This window comes from Paenibacillus sp. UNC496MF (assembly GCF_900113915.1).
GTDB classification, from domain to species: Bacteria; Bacillota; Bacilli; order Paenibacillales; family Paenibacillaceae; genus Paenibacillus_Z; species Paenibacillus_Z artemisiicola.
In genome coordinates this window covers 38,352-59,188 of the sequence record NZ_FORE01000014.1, presented here as the reverse complement: position 1 = coordinate 59,188, position 20,837 = coordinate 38,352, and the positions used below count along the sequence as shown (strand labels likewise).

Below are 20,837 nucleotides of genomic sequence, written 5' to 3'. Positions count from 1 at the left end.
ATGTCAAAAAAGAAGTGGCCAATTCACGTTTCGCTTCTCTTGTTTAGCGCAGTCATGTTTTATCCCGTGTTATGGTGGATCGGAGCATCGCTGAAAACGAACGTGGAGCTTAGCTCCCCTGCGATCTTTCCGGTAAAACCGATGTGGAGCAACTTTCTCGACGGATGGGTGGCGTTACCCAAATATACGTTCACCTATTTTTATATCAATAGTTTCAAACTTAACATCACCACGACCGTCTTGACAGTCGTATCGAGCAGCCTCGTGGCGTTCGGTTTCGGCCGGATCCATTTCCCGCTGAAGAAATGGCTATTTTCCCTGTTGCTTGTCACTATCATGCTGCCGGGTCAAGTTACCATGATCCCGCAATACGTCATGTTCCACAAATTCAACTGGATTAACACCTATTTACCGTTTATCGTGCCAAGTATGATGGGTGGCGCTTTCTTCATCTTCCTGCTGGTTCAATTCATTCGGGGCATTCCCGTTGAGCTGGATGAATCGGCTAAGATCGACGGCTGCACTTGGTTCGGGATTTATTGGAGAGTTATTATGCCCTTAACCAAGCCCGCGCTCATTACAGTGATGATTTTTTCCTTTCTCTGGCACTGGGAAGATTATCTCGGACCGCTTATCTATTTGAACTCGGTTGACAAGTATACGGTACCGCTCGCCGTGAAAATGTTTATCGATACGCAATCTGCCGTTTCCTGGGGACAGGTGCTGGCGATGTCGCTCGTATCGATCGTGCCTCAGCTTGTCGTTTTCTTCCTGGCGCAGAAGCATTTCGTAGAGGGGATTGCCACGACGGGTTTAAAGGGATAATCCTAGGAGAGGCGATGAAGCTGCCGATATGATCGGCAGCTTCATTGCCATAAGAACGAGTTACGAAGGCAGCTGAACTGAAGATGAAGTGACCCCACAAAGTTAGACGTCTATTATTAGGCAACCTGCTCGTCATCGATTCTAAAACGTACTCAGATGACCAGCATACGTACAGGGTTTCGTTATATTACGGGTACATTTCATCTTCCGGGCAAGTGTTGCGCGGATCTTGGAGCTTCCCTAAAGGCGAACATGGAACGGTTAACGTCTCCATGATTTCACCGGCAGGAAAAAATTATGACCTGAGCATGGAGATCGCGGGTGACGGTCACCAATTACCGATTACGGCGAAGGAACTCCCGGATGGTACCGCGTATAGCGCTGCCGAACTACCCGAAGGGTACACCGCATCGTGGAGCGTGAAAGGACATACGGCCCAAGATTACAGTCCGACTAAGAAGGTTTTCGTATATGTGAGTATCCAGTCTAATAATCACTGAACACAGATTCTTAATGACCGACCGCGTCGGCGACGTCGTTCGGTTGCGGCCGGCCGGCATCATCGAATTCGGTATACAAAGAGGGCGCTCCGCGGTGTATGCAGAGTCGCGAAGGAAGAACGGTTCGCATTAAAGTTCAAACTGCTAATCCGAGCATGCACGAAGACGTGCAACTGGACACGTAACGGCATGCTGCGATCGCCGGTGTCTCATTCTATAGCACTTATCCCATTGGGCGCCGAGAGGTGCTCTTTTTCGTATACACTCTGTTCCTGAGAACATGACCCTTTACTTCTCCTCCATGTCCGTGACTGCAGCGGTAAGGAACAGATCGCAGGCGCTTGTGGAAGGCGTCTGAATCTGCCGCTTCACATACTATATACTCTTTAACAATATACTTGTTAGCACTCTTATTTCATCCATCGCCCCCACCATTCGGCACGTTCGTGCCACCCTGCCGCTGCGCCGCAATTGGTGCTCCGTTTCTTCGTCTGATGGTCTGCGCTTCCTTTGAATCGATCGGCCAGACTTCTACAGACCCGCTTTCTTAGCTACACAGATAGCTACCGCTACCTAGACCTCGCTTCGGCTACCTGCGACGTCCCGCTCCTTAATAAACGATCGGCGCCGGCGGGCGTACCTTCCACGTATAGCCCGTTCCCTTCAACGCGTCCTTGACCTGCCCACTGAGATTGGTTAGTTTCCCTTTTCAACCCGGTTTTGCGCGTCGCGCCGGCCCCCCGGGAGGGCGAAACCTGTAACTGGATCCGGATCTAGGGACAGGGAGGAAGTCTGCAAATAAATTCGATAAAGACAAAAGAATAAACACGTCTTTCGATGCAGAAATGGTCGGAGTGACTAGATTCGAACCTAAGTATAGATGCGGTCGAAGGCAAATGATAAAAAAGAGAGCAAGCGACGAATGGGGTGGGGGAACTTGGTGATAAGTGAGCGAATGGAGTGGTATAATGTGAATATTAGTAAGAATATACGTTCGTTATAATGAAAGTATAATAGGGGTTTAATGAATGCTAATTTAAGGGGCTCATCAGCTAATTTTGAACCCTTGGAACGCGCGATCGCGAAGCAGGGCTAGACGGCCATGGAGCGGGGGCGGATGCTTTTGAATTACAGGTTTATGTACTGTGAAGCATGTTGTTGCGTATAAACATCTTTGGACGCAGCACTAAGTTTATTTGGGATGAAATCGGTGCCATCCAAGATGGTATACTGAATATAAGCGATTATAGCTTTTCGAAAAGGATGATAGGGCTAAACGATGTCGACTATTATAGTTGCTTCGAGGAGCTGACATGGCCCCTTCCCTGCCGAAATTTACAAAGAAACTGGAAGTAGTGAAGCGTCTCTACTTGGAAACCGAAATGGAACTCGTTGATGCCTCTCAGAGCCAGAGCCGAAATGATCCATGGTCTAGGGAAGAAAAGTGTCTTTCTGTAAACCGTTTTTTCTGTGCTTCTTATCTTTCATTGAAAAAGAAAATCGATCTGAGGCCATTTGACGGTAGGATTTAAGACCACATTTGGTGGAGTGATGAGGGGATTATCATCCGGCTTCCATACATAAAAGTCTCGTATTCGGAAGGTAGAGTTATTCTTGTCGTATAGGAAGGCGCACCAACATCGCTTGTCGATGATCCTCTACTTGTAGGTGATCCGATGGAAAAGACGATTTTACTGGCTGCGAATCTGTATGAGTACAACCGCGAAACCCGTTTAACGTTTTATTGTCTGATCCCTGACGTGAAGGAAGGCTATATGGCCCTGAACGTTGGAGGGGGACGCGCAGACCACGCGTTTTGGACAGGCCTGCTTCGCGTGCTTGGCATCCTTCATCGCTCTTATAAGGACTTTGGCTTGCAACTTGCCATTCACAATGCGACATTGACGCTGGATGGACGCCATGCTGAAAAAGATCAAGTCATGCGTCTGCTTGGTACGTTTGCATCCTATACGCAACGTTCATGCGATCCTTATCTAAAGCATCTCGATAGGGTCAATAATCTCTCTGTAGTCGATCATATTGAGCGGGGTGAACTGAAGGGTTATTCACTCGAGTCGATCCATACCGCGGAAGCCTCCCCGCCAGTGGTTGTCAAAGGGAAGAAGCCAAACGCATTCGATTATTATAGCGATCTCGCCATGCCGCAAGAGGGAATTGTCCTCGACTTTGAAACGACTTCACCGATTGTGGACTATGCCAAAATTATCGAAATCAGTGCGCTAAAGTTCCGAAATGGGGAGATTATCGACCGTTTTGAGACGCTTTGCAATCCCAAATGCAAGATTCCGAAGCAAGTACGAGAACTCACCGGCATTACCGATGTAGACGTCGCGGATAAGCCCAGCTCGTTTCAGGCGATGAAGCAACTAGGCAAGTTTCTAGCTGGTGCGCCTGTTCTTGTTGGCCAGAACATTCAATATGACTATCGGGTGCTAAAGGCGGTATGTGTGAAAGCTCATATTCCGGTGTGGACCGGTAAACTGCTTTGCACCATGAAGCTCGCCCGGCAATTGGATCTAGCGATCGACAACTATGATTTAACGACACTCAGTAACACCTTAGGCATCCACAACGAACGGCCGCACCGTGCCTGGGCGGATACGAGAGCAACCTTTGAAGTCATGCAAGCGATCTATCGCTCTCTGCTTCTTTAGTAGGTGATCACTTCCAAAAGTGGGGTCTTCAATGCCTCGTAATGAAAGCCCTATTGAGAAAGCAGAATCTCTCGGTCATTTGGTTAAGGTACAGCGAGTTATCGACTTCATGGTGTTATCCTAAAAAACGACCAGCATAGTGAGATTGGTGTAACGATGGCTAGTTCAGTAACGAGTTTAACTACCAGGAAGCGATCGCCAAACTCAAGGCTCGCTTTCCGGGAAGGTACCTTAAAGAAAAGACGGTCACGCCTAAATCCCGAACCAGGTCTACAATGACCGCGTTGAAGAGTTTGATGAGCAAGGGTGCCGTAGTTGACACCTGGAGAAGCTTTTTAAAGCTCCCTCGCGTGGTTGACGGAAAATGTTGGTTGTACTATTATAGACTTATTAGGAATTATGCTATTTGTTTTCTTTGTCGCTAATGTTTCGACGGAGAAGGGGTTCGCCGGTTCACGGTACATTCATATTGGGCTTTATTTGCCATGGAGATGCAAAACACCTTTTATTGGTGTTTTTTGTGTTTTCAGGGCTATTTTTTTTGCTCAAAACAGAGGAGGAATTCGTATGGCTACTGCAGCGGGGTACAAAGTAAGTAATTATTCATTACTACCTGCAGAAGAAATGTTGGAGCATTCACATGAAATCATGTTGCTATCAAGGCCAATTCGTCATCGTGTCTGGGTAATATCATGTCGATTTTAAAGAATCATCCAGGCGTAAGGCGCTAGACAACCTTATTGCCACAATGCGTAAAATCGTCGAAGGTGTTGTTGCTTACTCCAAATTCAGATCGGATTTTGAAGTAATCGACCTGGCTGTGCTCGATCAGCATCCCAGCATCTGTGTCTGGTATGATCACGATTATGGAACGCACCTCATGCTGCTTAAAAATATTAATGCCGTTCTTGAATTTCAAGGTGAATGGCTTGGAGGAATGAAGTCCTTGGAAGGGAGGAAATCCTCGGAAATGTTCTCAACGCACGTACTGGCGATATCCGCCGTGTAATGGAATTTAAAACTGAAACCAACCTTTTTCAAAGGTTGCTTGCCAGCGCAATTTAAGATACGGACGTCTTGAGGGGTTCTGAAGCCTTAGCTTCGGTTCTCCGACTAGACTGCCCGTGTAGTCCTAATAAAAGATCCTGGGAGGAACCCAACATGATGAACCAAGAACTAAGTTTTCAACTTTTGATTGAAGAGGACAAGATTCAAGGCGACTTTATCGGATATATCCCGGCTGTCCGCCTTGGCGTTCAAGGCGAAACGTTAGAGGAAGTTCGCACGAATGCCACCGAACTGCTACAAATGGAAATCGAGTCGCGTCTTCAGATGGGCAAAAGCCTTCCTGAAGACAATGCGGCAACCATGGAACGCCTCACAATCAGAGTATCGCTTCCACATTGCTAAATAAACTTCCTGTTACCAGACGCCGATGCCCCCGGCATAGCGCCTCCGGGTGTTCTTTGGACTCGAGTAACAACAATGCGGCACAAAGTTGTACAATAGAAGCCGAAACTAGCGTTATACTGGTATAAACGGGTTGCTGTTTTTCCGACAATACGATATATTATCAAGTCTAATTGATGTGACACAATGGTTTATATGGTGCAGATTGGTTTAGAAGGAGAGGAAACACTCCGCATCCAATGCACAGAACAGCAGATCACCTTCACCGCAAGCCGCTCCGACTGGGGACTGGAAACGGTCAGCTATGTGTTTCAAAATCATCCCTACCAAATTCAATTCATCGGCTCACTGCCGCCGGCGCCGATCCAGCAGGAGAGGACCGAAACCGCTGAGGACGGGCATATGGACCATCCAATTGGCATCGCGTTCCGAGCCCTGGGGCGGGAACTGAGGATGATCGGTCTCATGCGAATCCGAGGTTCCTGGGCTGCCCGGTCCTGCCAATAAGAGGACTGGAGGATCGCCTTACGCAGGCATTATCGCGTTACGATAGAATTCAGCATCAAATAGGCGTGAGTCTCGAATCCGTCGCTCGCTTCTCCTTGCGGCTTGTTGACTTTGAACGCATAAGCGCTGCCTCCGATGTCTTTGACAATATATTGCTTGGTCAGGTCACTGGCGCCGGCTTTCAGCACAAGCCGGGCATCCTGCATCATCGGATGAATTTCGCTATCCTGGAGCTCGCTAACCTCGCCCAGTTCCGACAGTTCGGCTTCCGCTTCCGTTTTTAATTCATCCAAATTATAGTCCGCTGGCAGTTTCTCAATTTCCACATTGTAATTTTCATCGAAATCCATCATGAGCTTGCCGTTGGCTGCATCATAGTTGAAAATATCGTATACATAGAGGGAATATCCGTTGCCTTCGGCAAGCATCGCCGTCTTTTCTTCCTGCATGCCTTCCAGTTCCAGCTCGAACGTTTTTTCGGCAGGCAGCCGGTCCGTAACTGTGCCGCTGCCCGTTTCTTTTCCACCGGCGATCGGAGGAAGCACCGGATCCCCGGCTTCCTGTGGTGGTAACGGCTGTTCGGCAGACGGCTCCTTTGACCCGGATGCCAAGTCTGCAGTATCATTTGTGGGTTGGTCGGTTCCGGTCACGACAGGCGCTTCATCGTTTCCCGAGTTCACGGCGTTATTCCCCGAGCATGCGGCAAGCGCCAGCACCATTGCAGCGATCCCCAGTGTCAACATCATTTTTCTTGCCAAACTCATGTGAAACACCTCCTCCCTTTTTTTGACGGAGCGGATGCGGAAATGTTGCATGGCGTACCGAAGTCGGGCTTGTTCATTGCGACTGGCCGCTTGCTTTCTACATAAGCGCAAGTGTAGACATACGAAATAAGCCTTTTAAAAAGATAAAGCGTTAAAGATCAAGTTGGTATAAACTATATCAACCCAGAAACAAAGGAAAATGACGATATGAATAAGGCCACTGTAATGGTTAACGGTAAGAAGGTCAATGATGGATTATACAGTGCTAAGGCTGGAATTACATAGGTACCAGTTCGAGTGGTAAGCGAAGCATTCGGGGCGAAGGTAAACTGGGATGGAAAGACGAAGACGGTAAGGATCGATAAATAAAATAAAGGGGCATACTTCGAAGTCTGAAGTGCACCCCTTAAAGTAGACATTGGAAACACCAATGGTGTAAACCAATGAATACTTTAGGGGGTGCTTTTCAATTGGCGGTAAAGGGACAGAAGTTTAATCATTACTCGGAATCACTAAAACGAGAAGCTGTGCGCTTATGTACTGAGGATGGTTGGTCACACTCACGGATTATTTACGGCACCAATTGGCAGCATCTCATTTAGGATGAGTCGATCCATAAAAGAACTGATAAGCTGACTTTACATAATGCTCGTTCTTAGTTGATACGACTCTGTTCTCGTCGTGTGACTTAATAATGATTCCTCGATCCACGAACTCCCCTTGCTGCCATACGTCTATAGGGCGTGTGAAGATTCGCATTCGTTCAAAATCCGCATGAGTAATAATTGGGCGTAGTTTCGGCATATGCCCTCCAAAATTTGATTTTATTTATCTAATTTACATTTTAATGATGACAACATCAACCACATGTTAAAAGTGATGTGAAGATGGATGAGGATCATTGTGCAAAAAGTTTGGTAGCATTCTTTTATCTTATTTAAAAAGCAAATTAAACATAGGACATATCTTGAAGTTTCTAGATCGGGACTCAATTAGATTGTCAAGATGAGTGGTAGTCAATCAGAGGATTATTTTAGTGCATTTTTCACTAGGATTGAATTTAAGGTTACTAAAATGAAAGCGGCAGGAGATTTTTTGGAGCTGATCTGTTCTTACATAAAGACGGTAAGATCGTTGCTGTTCGATTTGGCTGGACGAATGACGAAGATAAAGAAGTCGAGCCCCGAAACGTATGAGGTTGCACTGGAACAATTTCTGCTTTGGAAAAAGGCACAGGGGATATCGGTGCAAACGATGAAGGACTACAGAGAACATGTAAACCGATTTTTTAGGCGATATCCCGAAGCGAATGATCCCCTAGCTGAACAAGCTTTGGAAAAGAGTGGATATGATTATTTAGGCGAGGGAGAAATTAAACCAGCTACTTATAATAATCGACTTGTATATCTAAGCACTTTCTTTAACTGGTGCGCTGGCATGATTGAAAATAACCCATTGACCAACTTTAAGAAGAGGAAAGCTGAGGGGCGGATTGTCAATCTTGATGAAAATGTTATCCGTGAGTTACTTATGAGTCCGGATACAAGTACTTATACAGGCTTACGCGACCATGCACTTATGCTCTTCTTGTTGGACACCGGTATACGTCCTAAGGAGGCATTTGCGCTGCGTGAATCAGATTTTAATATACAGGGCACTTGAAGTTGAAATAAGGTAGGAAACGGCCAAAACGAAAGCCTCACGCACACTTCACTATTCATCCGAAAACAGTACATACCTTTTATTTTGCAATTTACCAAATGCTGATAGCGTACTATAATTGGCAAAGTAAGCCAACAGGGGAGGGGAAGCTCATGCAGAATTATTATATCGAGAATATCATTGCTGGGATAGAAAAAGAACTGACTGATTATTTTGCGAAAAATCAAGGTCAATTGCCAGAACATGTATACCATTATACCTCTATGCATGGTTTAATCGGTATTATTGAGTCAAAATTAATGTGGGCTACTAATTATAACTATCTAAATGACTCTTCAGAATTTAAATATGGCATTCAAATATTTAAGGATACTGTAACAGAAATAATTAGTGAAACTCAAAATCCCCTTGTAATAAATTTATTGGAGACAAGCCGCGAACATTTTGGAAGTCGATATGAGATGTATATAACATGTTTCTGTGAAGAAAGTAACCTCTTAAGTCAATGGCGAGGTTACGCAAATAATGGTGGAGGGTTCTCCTTAGGTATCCATACTGCAATGTTCCGTCATTGGTCGGCTTTCTCTGTTTACGGACCCGAAAGCGACATATCTAAGAGGGAGACCCAAAAAGTATTCGAAAATATAATTTTCCGTAAAGTGATATACAATGAAGCAGAACAGAAAAAATTAATAAGGGAAACAGTTGGCAAAATAATTCCAAAAATTGATCACCATATAAGCCGTTATTCTGGGGATGAGCTTGAGGAGGTAAAACGGTTATTTCTCGGACTTATTAATAAAGTTGTAACAGAATTAATAATTTCGTTCAAACATCCTACCTTCTCAGAAGAAAAGGAATGGCGATCAGTTTATATAGACAAGGACCCCTATAGAACTTTTGATGAGAATGTAAAGCAACCTAATTTAAAATTTCGTGTGGGGAACAATAAAATTATACCTTATGTAGCGCTGCCGTTGTATGCAAAGGTAGGAGTTAATCAAGGTAACTTACCTATTGAGAATATTACATGTGGGCCAACACTACAATCGGATCTTACAAGGAAATCAATTGGAATGTTGTTAGCGATAAATAAATTCCGGATTGATGAAATTAGGTTCTCAGGCATTCCCTTTGCAACATAAGTAGGCACAACATTCCTCAGCAGTTTTAGCTGGGGTTCTTTTTTGTCAACAGGGCGTTTATATTGCCATTTACCAAATGCTGCAAGGGCACTATAATTGGTAAAGTAAGCCAACAGGGGAGGAGCTCATGAAGAATCATAATATGGAGAAGATTGTTGATGGAATAGAAAAAGAAATGACTAATTGATATGGAAATAAAGAAAGTATTGACATAAGGAGACATAATAAAGGTGGTGGTGTAATTTAAATGCCTAACAAAAGAAGAGATCTAACTCCTCATGAGAATTCAATATTACTTTCAGAGGTTGAAAATATGTGCCCTTTATGTGTAAAACCACTTATGTATGAGAAAAATGGTAGACAGCATAAGCTATGGGAAGGTGCACATATATATCCTCTTAATCCTACAGAATTAGAGATTAAATTATTAAAGGATGAAGAGAGATTGCATGAGGATGTAAATAACATAAGAAATTTTATTGCTTTATGTGGTGATTGCCACAAGAAGTTTGATAACCCTAGAACTGTTGAGGAATATAGATGGTTATTAAGCATAAAGAAAAACATATTGTCTAAGAGTGAGACTAGAGCAAAGTATGCTGATTATCAAATTGAATCAGAAATAAAAGAAGTCATTATAATGCTTGTAGAGGAATTTAATGAGAGTGCTCTTAAACAGTTAGAAATGCAAGCATTAAAATTGAATGAAAAAGCAAATGAAACATTGACAAGAGTAACAAAGATGAGGATAAGAAATGAAATAACCGAATATTATTATTATATTAAAGAGCAATTTGCTCAACTAGATAGCCAATATCCTAGGTCATTTAATGCAATAGCCTCACAGATTAGTGCATTTTATAACAGTTTAAGCAGGATTGAGACATCACAAGAAGTGATTTATGGGCAACTTACTGAGTGGCTCTCAAAAAAGACTGGCAACAGCAATTTAGGTGCTTGTGGAATTATTATTTCTTTTTTTGTTCAGAATTGTGAGGTGTTTTCATGATAGTGCCTAACAAGGTAATTAGTTTTAGTGAGTCAATTATTGGGAAAATGCCAATTATTATTAGGCGTTTATCAAAGCAAGATATGACAGTAAAGGAATTATTCTTTACAACACAAGATTACTTTGAGGAAATTGATGAGTTTATTTATTCACTTGATGTTTTATTTCTACTTAATGCAATCAAAGTAGATTTTGATAAAGGGGTAGTTACCTATGTTAGAAAGGATTAAAAGTGCAATATTTGCAGAGGGAGTTATAGATTTCCATGAGGGCTTGAATGTTGTATTAGGTGATAATAAAGGCTCTAACTCTATAGGTAAATCAACTTTACTTATGATAGTAGATTTTGTCTTTGGTGGTAATACATATATTTCTCATAATAGTGATGTTGTAGCAAACCTTGAACATCATGAGTTTGGGTTTACTTTTAAATTTAACAAGACTAAATATCATTTTGTTAGAGGAACAGAAAATCCAGATGCAGTATTTAAGAGCAACAATAAATATGAAAAGCTAAAAGAAATTAAAGTTAATGATTTTACAAAGGAACTAAAGAATCTTTATGAATTGGAATCAGACCAATTAAACTTTAGAACTGCTGTTAGTACCTATTCAAGAGTTTGGGGTAAAGAAAACAATAATGTTAAAAAACCGCTCCATAGTTTTGCTCAAGATAAATTCAATCAAACTGTAACAAACTTGATTAAGCTTTTTAACAAGTATAATGCTATAGAATTACAGGATAAGGAACTAAAAAGACTTGAAGATCAAAGGCAAGTCTTAAATAAAGCAGGCACTTACAAATTGATCCCCAAAATAAATAAAACAAAGTTTAACAAAAATATCAAAGAAATAGAATCTCTTACTAAAGACATTGAAAGGCTAGGAAAAAGTGCATATAGCCCCTCAGGTGATATTAGTGAGATTGTTTCTGATGAAATGATTTCCCTTAGAGAAATGAAGAAAAAGCTTATAGATGAGAGAGAATATTATATCTCTAGATTAAATAGGACAACTAGAACTATAAAAAATTCTGCAGGTGCTGGGTTTGAAAATCTTTTTGAATTTTTCCCAAATGTAAATGTAGAAAAATTGCAGAATATAGAATCATTCCATCAGGGAATCAGTTCTATTCTTAGTGATGAGTTAGAAAATGCAAAAAAAGAGTTAGCAAGTAAAATAGATGAATTAGAGCAGGAAATTAATAAAGTTATTGAAAAGCAAGAGCAGTTATTAAATCCTGATGAAGAACTTAATGTATTTATTGACAGCTTAATTGAATTGTCATCAGGGCTAAAGAGCCTTCAATTAGAAAATCAGTATTACAGAAAGTTGTCAGGAATAAAAGGAGATATTGACACTAAAAAAGGTGAGCTTGAAGAGTTAAAGGAAAAAATTGTTGAAGAAATTAATAAAGCAATCAATACAAAATTAAAAGAAATTAATGACTTAATCCATGAGGACAAAAGGACTGCACCTCAATTGAATTTAACTTACAGTAAATATGACTATGAAATTGTTGATAACACAGGGACAGGTAAAGCATATACAAACTTATTGATTTTTGACCTTGCTATTTTAACACTAACTAAACTACCTTTTATTATACATGACTCTTTCTTATTCAAGAATATTGAAAAAGAAACTGTTGAACAAATAATCAATTTTTACAACACAATGTCAAAACAAGTGTTTATTGCTATTGATATTATTGATTTGTACAACAAGGAAACACAAAAGATATTAGAGGAGAAAAAAGTAATCCAATTATCTAAAGGTAAGTTATTGACAATTAAGGATTGGAGAGATAGCGAAAAATAAATGGAAAAATAAATTTAGATGATTTGAAAAATTAGTTTTAATAAACTTTTTTAAAACTAGAAGTCCGATTGACGACAAAGATATATTTGGGGTTTACATTATGGATTGAATTTTGCTGGGAGTCTGACAATTGTCAGGCTTCTTTTTATGTGGAGCGAGGATGAACATGTTGGAGGACAACAATGCTGTTATACGGATGCACTACGGAAGCTGCTTAGCCGTTTGACCGTTCAATCACACGCTTACACTGGATAGTTTACCCAAGCTGATCTGGACGGATACAATATGGAGATTTGAACCGGCACTCCTGGTCACTGTGGTCAAATGTTTAAAGCGATATTCCAATTTGTCGGAAAAGCAATATCGTAAGCGATCATACGGAGTGAAAATTTGCCCGACCTGTAGTTCGTGATGGAAAAATTACAACCGACTGGCGTAACCTTCTAATTAAAACGTAACGATGCCAGTTAACACGACGTGGGGTCATCTCAAAAAGAGGTGGCCTTTTATTATTGAAGAGAAAGATGGGTACCCATAAACGCAACAAAGAAGCAGCTCGATTTTATCATAGTCATGAATAACAATTGGTACGAGAACAAGCCAGAGGTTCTCACAACACACATTCAGATTAATTTTTATAACCCCATTCTTTATACGCACTCTCTTTGTAATAATGCAAAGATGATGTCAATTGGTTTTCTTTATTTTGTATGCTGAATTGTGAAACTGCGTCAGCTATAGCTTTTTGCTTGAATGAAATACGGACACATGACTGCTTCTTAATTCTTTCATACAACGCTTTTGGCCACTTTTCTTCACGCGAGAGGGGATTTAATATGTAATCGTATCCGAAATAATTGCGCTGATCGCTCCTCGCGAGGCATCACGCCGAGCAAGCCGGCTACCGGCCATATCACCAGACAATCCACTTAAATGAACCATTACATAACTTCTTTTTCAATATACTTGTTTTCACTCTTATTCCACCCGCCGCCGCCGACTTTTGGTACGAATGTTCATGTCTGCCACCGCGATGCGCCTGGGGTTCTTTTCTCGATCGTTCGTCTGGTCTTCCTTTGATTCGTCTCTCGGCCCTACTTCTTGATTGCTCCCTAGCTGCTACTGTTATACGCCCCGCTTCCTTTGACCCGCTCTTGATTTCTGCGACGTCCCTCTGCATTATTTCCATACTATTTCACATCATTTTGGGTGTCCTTTTCTAACCCGGTTTTCGCGCAGCGCGCGGCGGCCCCTCGCCCGGTCGGTGACTGCAACTAGGTTCGAATAAAGGAGCAGGGGAGAGGTCTGCAACTGGACTCGAAAATAGCAGAAAATAAATACGGATAAAGGTGCAGAGAAAAATCTGCAGCTAGATACGGATCTAGATACAGCCAGTAGGGGAAGATCGGGTATAAAGGGGCTAAAGAGGCAGAAGAAAAGCGGGGACGAGAGATGGCTATAAGGGTGAAAACAAGTATATCAAAGAAACCCATATTGTGGTACGATATGGATAGAAACAGGAATGTCTGTTCGCTGTGCGGCTATTAATAAGGGAGCTGGTTAGATGAAAAATGCTGAGTTTGAACCGCTGTTCCGGGCGGTTGCTAAGCTGGGGCTATCTGCGGCGGAGCGGGAGAGGCTGACTAGCCAATATGTATTCATGTATCTGGAGAACGGCGTTTATGCGTATAAGCACAGCGTGACCCGTCATTATGTGTATTTGGATGAACTTGGAGTCCTTCAGGCCGGCGGGATTGAACCGGAAGCAGACGATGCTTCCACTGCTTGAAGTGCCGGGGTTCTGACGCCGCGCTGCGTCCGCTGTCTGTTGAGGTCCTAATTTTATAAAGCTGGATTTCGAGGAGGTAGTCTCAATGCCGAGGAATCAACATCCCATCGAAAAGACGGAATCTTTCGGCCAGGTTCTGAAGGTGCAGCAGGTCATTGATTTTATGGTGCTCTCTGATCTGCTGAACGGTCAGCGGTACCACAGTGAAATGGAGCAGTTTATTACGCAGACGTTCGAAGGCGTCGGGGTGAATGATGCCTATTTCAGCAGCCGGCTGAAGGCACTTGCGGAGAGCGGGCATGTCACGCGTCACTGGGACGGCGACAACCGGTACAACCGGTATTACCAAATTACAGATTCCGGCGTGACGTACTTTAAGCTGATGCTGCGTGAGCTTCCGGATCGGGTGAAACGGGCCAAACGGGTATATGACCGGTTCGAAACCTATATTCAGAAGTTTGGCAGCATGCATTTGAAATAGGGAGGGAGCGGGAGTATGGAAGAACTAAATTACCAGGACGTCATTGAGCGGATTAAAGCCCGCTTCCCTCAGGGGACCGTCAGGCAGCGGGAGGACAACGGCCGGGCATACATCCCCAATCAGATTTATACCGACCGCGTGGAATCGGCCACAGGGAGCAGATGGGACCGGGAAATCCGGGATGTGGAAGTCAACATCCCCCACCGCTTTGTAAAGGTCATTGCACGGGTGACGATTGGGCCGCACCACCGGGATGGAATCGGCTTTTCGGAAATTCATGCCGACGGGAGCGGGAAAGTCAAACAGCTTTCAACCGCTGTGGACCAAGCCGCAAACGAAGCGGTCCGCGATGCGCTTGATACATGGCAAATTGGCTGGCGGGATCTAGCACCATATAATTCAAAAGACTGGGGCGGCAATCCCGCGCTTGGGCATCTTCTTCATGGTGAACCGCCCGGGGAGATCGACTTTACGAAACAACCGGCAGCCGTCATAGAACGGAAATGTGTGTTTGCAAACTGCGGACGGAAGCTTACCCGGGATGAATGGGAACTGCTTGGTCATATTCCGAATCTGAGCCGCGAACGGATGACCTATTGCTTTGAGCACATTCCGAATCATTATAAACGGAAAATCCCGAGCGAGATTCAGGAAGCCTTTCTAAATCCGAATAAATGATACTTGGAGTTCCCACTCGCAAACATTTGGAGTAAAGTTATAATTGTCGTGTCGGGTTATTTACGTCAATGGTCAAAGGCGGAGCTAGGCTGCCGATCCATGTCAGGCCTAGTCTTGGATTGAACTATCATGATAATAAGTTATTAAAAATATAAGAGCCTTAATACATTTTATTGTCGTAAGGCTCTTTAAAGTTGTTTAATTTCTATCCATTCAAATGTGTTTACACTCAAAAATGAATAATAAAGTTGTTTAATTCTTATTCAACCAAAGCATCTGTTACTTTAGTACAACCTTTCACAAACTTACTTTCGTCTATAGTTTAATAAGATGTTTCCAACTCGGTTAGACCCCTTAATTCCGGAGAGTTGCGATAAACGCTTGTGCGACGTGGAGTTAATTCCCGAATAAGTATATGGACATTTAGAATCATTTTAAGTTCCTTTCTCCATAAACGAACAAGGGGGATTTTAGACTAATCGGTTGGTTTCTTTTCGTCAGCGGGTATATTGCGATTCATGATTCTAAAATAAAAAGTCGAATTCGAGGAGGAGTATGTCATTTTTTACCGAAACACTTGGTAACATATTGAGTTTTATAGTGAGGACAACTTGTTCCCTTAATAAGGGTAGTCAGATCAAATCCACAGATTATTTCTTCGTAACTTACACGACTACAATAAGCTATGAGAATAAATTTGGAAAAAATCCTATTTAAACATTAGACTTTGAGTACAAGAAAGCGGTGTAATCGTTGTTGAATACAGTGATGAGCAGCACCAAGAGTGAAGAAAACTACAAGGCACAATCTCTAGGGAAATGGAGTCTTATGAATACTTCGAGATGAGAAAAATTGAAGAAGATTATACTAGAAATTCTTAAACCACTAGTGCAAATCTTAAAAGGAGTACTGTGTAATGTGGATAACGAAACACATCGATCTTCCTGATGAAATTATTGAAGCTCAGAAAAAAGGTGAACTTGTAATTTTCGCTGGAGCAGGTGTTTCAACGCCACCTCCATCTAGTTTACCGAATTTCGAAAAATTAGCTAATGCGATTGCACAAGGTTATATTCCATATAATAAAGACAGTTCAATAGATACTTTTTTGGGGAAATTACTAAATATAGGGGTAAGGGTGCATGAAAAAGCTATTGAGCTACTGACTTCTCCAGACTCTAAACCTTGTACTTATCACAAAAACATTATAAATCTATTCGATAAAGATGATGTAAAAATTGTTACAACGAATTTTGACGATCATTTTAGAAGTGCAGCCAATAGTCTTGAAATACCATTTTATTCAGCCCCAGCACTACCTTTAGGTCGTGATTTTACTGGAATTATTCATTTACATGGAAATGTCACAAAGAGACCACAGGATTTAGTGTTAACAGACAGCGATTTTGGAAGAGCATATTTTACAGATGGATGGGCTACTACGTTTTTAAGAGGTATGTTCTCTAACTATGTAGTTCTTTTCATTGGATTTAGTGCAAATGATCCCGTAATTCAATACATTGCACGTGGATTGGGATCAAACAATCGTAATAGATATGCGTTTACAGAAGAAGGACAACACGAACATTGGAAACACTTACAGATCAAATACATAGAATACCCTCGTTCTAGGCATGATTTATTAGAAGAAGCAATTGAGGCTTGGGTAGTTCGGACTCAAATGGGTGTATTTGAACAAAGGAAGTTAATAAAAGATATTGCTGAAAACCCTCCAGGATTGAATGCAGTCGATGAAAGTTATATCAAATATCAATTAAAGGACCAGTTGGGAGCACAACATTTTTTTGAGTTCTCCAAGGATTTTCAATGGGTTGAGTGGATGGATAGCTACAAGAACTTAGATTCCCTTTTTAAGATAGATACAGTATTAACTCCTATTAAACATATGCAAGCAATGTGGTTTTCAAGTTTTCTTGGGGATGACTCGGAAAAAATGTTGAAAATCATTATGGAAAAGAAAGCAGTAAGTAATTTTCTTAAAAACCATCTTATGAGAGCGCTAGATCAGAAAAAAACACAACTTTCTGCAAATGATTTTGGTAAATGGTTACCTGTTATTTTAGATCATGCAAACTTTATCAAGAATGAAAATCAAATAGAATATATTAGCCACGATTTGGAATATCCGAAAAATAGGGATCAAATTCTTGTGTTTTTTGAGTACCTAACGACCCCAATAACAAAGTACACAAAGAAATTTTCACTTTCTGATATCAATAATGAGTTAGTTGATGTTGAAATTGATATTCAAGGTGATACTTACTGGTTAGGTCAAATATGGACAAAGTATATCGTACCTAACTTTGATTACTTTGCACTTCCTATTACGAAACTATTAATTCATCAACTTCAAATGGTAACATACCTTCTAAAATCAACAGGGCATGAAAATTGGGATCCTATTTGTTTCTCACGTTCTGCAATTGAGCCGCATGAACAAGACCGATATCCAGATAGTATGGATACTGTTATTGATGGATGTAGAGACGTACTAGAATACCTAATTAAACATGATGTGAATCTTGCAGCATCGTTTGTAAACCAATGTTTTATGAGTGAAAGCAAAATATTAAAACGAATTGCTATCCATTCATTTAAGTTACTTGACACTGTCCCATTTGATGGAAAGATACAATGGATACTAGATAATGAGCTATTGTATAATTCAGATCTTAAGCATGAGGTATATCAGTTAATTAAACATGTATATTCACAGGTGACTAAAAAAAGTAAGAGGCTATTTTTGAAAAATATTAAGTATGAATTTGAAAAGAAAAGAGCGGCGGTAGAAGATTCGAAAAAGGAAAGTATAGATTACGAAGAGTTCAATTTATATTACTGGTTGACCTTATCGGACGAAAATTGCCGATTAGCTAGAAGAGCCTTTATAAATGCAAAGAAGAATAATAAGCAATTTAAGGTGCGAGGTGAATATCTCGATTTTACTCATTGGAGTTCTACTGGTGGTTTTGTACCATTAATCAGCAAAGTAACTGTAGATGAAGTATTATCAAAAGACCCTGATGATCCAAGCAATTTAAACTGGCTTTTGACTTACAAAGAGAAAGATAATCTTTTTGATAAAAGAGAAGGCTTTTTGGAGGTTGTTAGTTCAGCAATAGCCACTCAATCCGATTGGGGTTGGAAATTGTTGAGGCGTTTGGTAACTCCTCCAAAGAAGTGGAAAACTGATCTCTGGAAGTCTATTGTTAACGGTTTGAAAGAAACTAAACTATCAAATGAAGAGTGGTTTGAGCTTTCTAAAATGTTATTAGACCACCGGTATCTCAATACGCTGCATTATGAAATTGCACATCTTTTTGATAAGGCAACCAAGTCAGTTGGGGCGGATTTCCAGCCAAGTATCGGCATAATAATAAAGATTTTCAGTAAAATCTTTAATGCTACGCAGAATTCAGATATTTCAACGGTTGATGATTCATATATTCAAGCAATCAATCATCCTATTGGAAAGCTAACCGAATTTTTCTTCTTTGTCTATGTAGAAGTGTTTAACGATGACAAGGCTGATAAGCAAAACTTAAATCTAATCCGACAAAATGTTTTTTCTAAGTTGATGAATCAAAATGATGAGAAGTCTCAAATCGGTCAAATAATTCTCGCTCACCGATTGCATATTTTCTTATTCGTTGATGAGAAATGGAGTAAAGAAAAAGTAATCCCATTATTTGATCCCACGCGTGATAAAGAAATGGCAAAAAAGGCCTGGAATGGGTACGCATATGGCGGAAGATGGAATGAGCGAATTCTAGAGAGTCTTTTCCAAAAATTATTGTTGATAATACCTTTCACTAATGAAATGGAATCTGAGATTGAAGAAAGCATTTATCGTTTGTGCTCTTCGATATTGTTATTCTCAATTGATTTCCGTGAACCATTACTAAAACACTTTATAACGTCAGGAAATGAGTATCAATTAACCCTTCTGACCAAGGCGTTGAAAAACAATCTTCAACAACTTGATGAACAAGCTCTACTGACTGCTTGGCAAAGTTGGTTAGGTAAATATATCAAAGCCCGTCTCCAAAACCTTCCAGTCAGAGTCAGTGATGATGAGATACTTGAAATAATCGAATGCGTTCCCTATGTAGAAACGGTGATTGATGAATTCGTAAATTTGGTTGTTACATCTAGGCAGGTAAGATTGAAAAATGGTCATATAATATACCAAATCAGCCATAAAGAATTAGGAAAAAGGCACCCGAGAACAATGTTGATTTTTTTGGATTACATTCTGAAAGATACTGAATATCGACCGCGTGCTACATACACGAAGGATTGGGACGTTTCTGGAATCATTCTGACGAACGAAATCGGGCACGGCGAAGAATAACAATTAAATATTAAAAATCGGTAAAACTGGGTGAATTGCTGCCATAGCATCTTTCTTTGCTTTATCACTGACGTGCGTATAAATCTGAGTAGTAGAGATATCTTCATGTCCTAATAGCTCCTGTAATGTGCGAAGATCTACATGCCCAGTCGCCAATAAATTAGTTGCAAACGAATGCCGTAATTTATGTGAAGATAAATGTGTATCCTTGTATTGAGGATACGCCTTTTTAAATTCCCCAAATGCCTTCTCTGCAACATATTGAATTGCCCTTTTGGAAAGGCGACGACCAAAACGAGAAATAAAAAAAGCATTCTCCTGACTACGACGTGGATTTAAACGTTTTGCGAGACAACTCTTCAATAAAAGAACTATATCGGTAGGTAGGGGGATATACCGCCACTTTCTACCCTTACCGAGTATAGCTAGCTGACCGCTCTGTTCATGATAATCAGCAATGTTCAGCCGGTGAATTTCGCCTACTCGTAGCCCTGAATACGACATTAAAGCCAGAATAGTTAAATCACGCATAAAATACCGGCTGTTCACCAATTCAAGAAGCCCACCAAGATCATTCTTTTCTATATAGACAGGCACTTTATTCTTTTCGACCTTTGATTTTGGCACATCAATTGCCGGATTTGATTTTGCGAACTCAAACTCAATCATAATTTTAAAGAACAACCTTATCGCCGAAAGCGCCCGATTACGTGCACGCTCCCCAGACCCCGAATTCCTGATCTTCGTAAGATGCCCCATGACATCAATTTTCCGAATAGTGCTGACTGGTTTATCCGGGAAACTGCGCAAAAACAGCCGTACATCATGCAAATAGCCGTTTTGAGTCTCCTTCGTATAGCCGCGGTCTTTCAGCCAGATAACAAATGTCTCCAAAACTTCCTCATTCTGTTCATCAATCTGCATCTGATCTTCACTCCTCTTGTACCAAAGCGGGGCAGAGAACCGCTTAAAACGCGAATTGCATGAAACACGTATTTAATGCAGTTCATAATTTATGATTTCGCCGCGTTTCTTACGATTCCTTCTGGCACATTGGTAGATTTCTTACGAGTGCTGAGAAGAGGCGAGATGAAGCGATCGCTATTTCGATTATGTTATACTTACCTTAAGAGGTACATTAATCAGCCAACGCCATTCGTTTCCATAGAGCAGCCTATTTATTCAATGAGTTCATT

General features: G+C 41.2%; 16 protein-coding genes and 1 pseudogene. 15 read left to right on the top strand and 2 right to left on the bottom strand.

Translation table 11 applies throughout. From position 1 onward, the window contains the following. The 5 genes from BMZ79_RS24610 (at position 1) to BMZ79_RS24585 (ending at position 5,917) form a co-directional block, all read left to right on the top strand. Complete coding sequence (locus BMZ79_RS24610) at positions 1–825, top strand: carbohydrate ABC transporter permease (protein WP_090645300.1); 825 nt, start codon at positions 1–3, stop codon at positions 823–825. 2,176 nt (positions 826–3,001) lie between these two features. Further along, positions 3,002–4,000: a 3'-5' exonuclease gene (locus tag BMZ79_RS24600; RefSeq protein WP_090645294.1), complete on the top strand. Its 999-nt coding sequence runs from the start codon at positions 3,002–3,004 to the stop codon at positions 3,998–4,000. A 748-nt stretch (positions 4,001–4,748) separates the two neighbouring features. Further along, entirely contained in the window at positions 4,749–5,009 is a 261-nt protein-coding gene (locus tag BMZ79_RS34795) for a hypothetical protein (protein WP_090645290.1), read from the top strand. A gap of 152 nt (positions 5,010–5,161) precedes the next feature. Then, entirely contained in the window at positions 5,162–5,410 is a 249-nt protein-coding gene (locus BMZ79_RS24590; RefSeq protein ID WP_256253090.1) for a type II toxin-antitoxin system HicB family antitoxin, read from the top strand. Positions 5,411–5,605: 195 nt separating this feature from the next. Beyond that, complete coding sequence (locus tag BMZ79_RS24585) at positions 5,606–5,917, top strand: hypothetical protein (protein ID WP_218154770.1); 312 nt, start codon at positions 5,606–5,608, stop codon at positions 5,915–5,917. Positions 5,918–5,946: 29 nt separating this feature from the next. On the opposite strand, the gene BMZ79_RS24580 is transcribed toward BMZ79_RS24585, so the two are convergent. Then, positions 5,947–6,681, bottom strand: a complete 735-nt coding sequence (locus BMZ79_RS24580) for a hypothetical protein (RefSeq protein WP_090645281.1) — start codon at positions 6,679–6,681, stop codon at positions 5,947–5,949. Between the two features lie 294 nt (positions 6,682–6,975). On the opposite strand from BMZ79_RS24580, the pseudogene BMZ79_RS35315 reads away from it, so the two are divergent. The 10 genes and pseudogenes from BMZ79_RS35315 to BMZ79_RS24530 form a co-directional block, all read left to right on the top strand. Continuing rightward, positions 6,976–7,050: pseudogene (locus BMZ79_RS35315) on the top strand (stalk domain-containing protein); the annotation flags it as partial. 636 nt (positions 7,051–7,686) lie between these two features. After that, positions 7,687–8,343: a tyrosine-type recombinase/integrase gene (locus tag BMZ79_RS24570; protein WP_143089063.1), complete on the top strand. Its 657-nt coding sequence runs from the start codon at positions 7,687–7,689 to the stop codon at positions 8,341–8,343. Positions 8,344–8,495: 152 nt separating this feature from the next. Further along, complete coding sequence (locus tag BMZ79_RS24565; RefSeq protein ID WP_177222313.1) at positions 8,496–9,488, top strand: DUF2971 domain-containing protein; 993 nt, start codon at positions 8,496–8,498, stop codon at positions 9,486–9,488. A gap of 247 nt (positions 9,489–9,735) precedes the next feature. Further along, entirely contained in the window at positions 9,736–10,497 is a 762-nt protein-coding gene (locus BMZ79_RS24560) for an ABC-three component system protein (protein ID WP_090645272.1), read from the top strand. Continuing rightward, positions 10,494–10,727, top strand: a complete 234-nt coding sequence (locus BMZ79_RS24555) for an ABC-three component system middle component 7 (RefSeq protein ID WP_090645269.1) — start codon at positions 10,494–10,496, stop codon at positions 10,725–10,727. The genes BMZ79_RS24560 and BMZ79_RS24555 overlap by 4 nt, the downstream gene beginning before the upstream one ends. Beyond that, positions 10,711–12,318 (top strand): DUF2326 domain-containing protein, encoded by a 1,608-nt coding sequence (locus BMZ79_RS24550; protein WP_090645266.1) that lies wholly within the window; start codon positions 10,711–10,713, stop codon positions 12,316–12,318. Before BMZ79_RS24555 ends, BMZ79_RS24550 begins: the two co-directional genes overlap by 17 nt. Before the next feature lie 1,564 nt (positions 12,319–13,882). Beyond that, the gene (locus BMZ79_RS24545; RefSeq protein ID WP_090645263.1) at positions 13,883–14,107 is read left to right on the top strand and encodes a hypothetical protein; all 225 of its coding nucleotides are present in this window, start codon (positions 13,883–13,885) and stop codon (positions 14,105–14,107) included. 85 nt (positions 14,108–14,192) lie between these two features. Continuing rightward, positions 14,193–14,588 carry a helix-turn-helix transcriptional regulator gene (locus BMZ79_RS24540; RefSeq protein ID WP_090645260.1) on the top strand — a complete coding sequence of 132 codons (396 nt, stop codon included), beginning with the start codon at positions 14,193–14,195 and terminating at the stop codon, positions 14,586–14,588. A gap of 15 nt (positions 14,589–14,603) precedes the next feature. Then, complete coding sequence (locus BMZ79_RS24535) at positions 14,604–15,266, top strand: hypothetical protein (protein WP_090645258.1); 663 nt, start codon at positions 14,604–14,606, stop codon at positions 15,264–15,266. A gap of 916 nt (positions 15,267–16,182) precedes the next feature. Next, complete coding sequence (locus BMZ79_RS24530; RefSeq protein WP_090645255.1) at positions 16,183–19,641, top strand: SIR2 family protein; 3,459 nt, start codon at positions 16,183–16,185, stop codon at positions 19,639–19,641. Positions 19,642–19,644: 3 nt separating this feature from the next. Here the strand turns inward: BMZ79_RS24530 and BMZ79_RS24525 are convergent, their stop codons facing one another. Then, a complete protein-coding gene (locus tag BMZ79_RS24525; RefSeq protein WP_090645252.1) occupies positions 19,645–20,565 on the bottom strand; it encodes a tyrosine-type recombinase/integrase in 921 nt (306 codons plus the stop codon). Positions 20,566–20,837 lie beyond the last annotated feature (272 nt).

Bases quoted from the DNA above. Each gene is read 5' to 3' on its own strand.
- BMZ79_RS24580 (WP_090645281.1), bottom strand. From the start codon at position 6,681: ATGAGTTTGGCAAGAAAAATGATGTTGACACTGGGGATCGCTGCAATG.
- BMZ79_RS24525 (WP_090645252.1), bottom strand. From the start codon at position 20,565: ATGCAGATTGATGAACAGAATGAGGAAGTTTTGGAGACATTTGTTATC.
- BMZ79_RS24590 (WP_256253090.1), top strand. From the start codon at position 5,162: ATGATGAACCAAGAACTAAGTTTTCAACTTTTGATTGAAGAGGACAAG.
- BMZ79_RS24570 (WP_143089063.1), top strand. From the start codon at position 7,687: ATGAGTGGTAGTCAATCAGAGGATTATTTTAGTGCATTTTTCACTAGG.
- BMZ79_RS34795 (WP_090645290.1), top strand. From the start codon at position 4,749: ATGCGTAAAATCGTCGAAGGTGTTGTTGCTTACTCCAAATTCAGATCG.
- BMZ79_RS24550 (WP_090645266.1), top strand. From the start codon at position 10,711: ATGTTAGAAAGGATTAAAAGTGCAATATTTGCAGAGGGAGTTATAGAT.
- BMZ79_RS24560 (WP_090645272.1), top strand. From the start codon at position 9,736: ATGCCTAACAAAAGAAGAGATCTAACTCCTCATGAGAATTCAATATTA.
- BMZ79_RS24610 (WP_090645300.1), top strand. From the start codon at position 1: ATGTCAAAAAAGAAGTGGCCAATTCACGTTTCGCTTCTCTTGTTTAGC.
- BMZ79_RS24535 (WP_090645258.1), top strand. From the start codon at position 14,604: ATGGAAGAACTAAATTACCAGGACGTCATTGAGCGGATTAAAGCCCGC.
- BMZ79_RS24545 (WP_090645263.1), top strand. From the start codon at position 13,883: ATGAAAAATGCTGAGTTTGAACCGCTGTTCCGGGCGGTTGCTAAGCTG.
- BMZ79_RS24565 (WP_177222313.1), top strand. From the start codon at position 8,496: ATGCAGAATTATTATATCGAGAATATCATTGCTGGGATAGAAAAAGAA.
- BMZ79_RS24530 (WP_090645255.1), top strand. From the start codon at position 16,183: ATGTGGATAACGAAACACATCGATCTTCCTGATGAAATTATTGAAGCT.
- BMZ79_RS24540 (WP_090645260.1), top strand. From the start codon at position 14,193: ATGCCGAGGAATCAACATCCCATCGAAAAGACGGAATCTTTCGGCCAG.
- BMZ79_RS24585 (WP_218154770.1), top strand. From the start codon at position 5,606: ATGGTGCAGATTGGTTTAGAAGGAGAGGAAACACTCCGCATCCAATGC.
- BMZ79_RS24600 (WP_090645294.1), top strand. From the start codon at position 3,002: ATGGAAAAGACGATTTTACTGGCTGCGAATCTGTATGAGTACAACCGC.
- BMZ79_RS24555 (WP_090645269.1), top strand. From the start codon at position 10,494: ATGATAGTGCCTAACAAGGTAATTAGTTTTAGTGAGTCAATTATTGGG.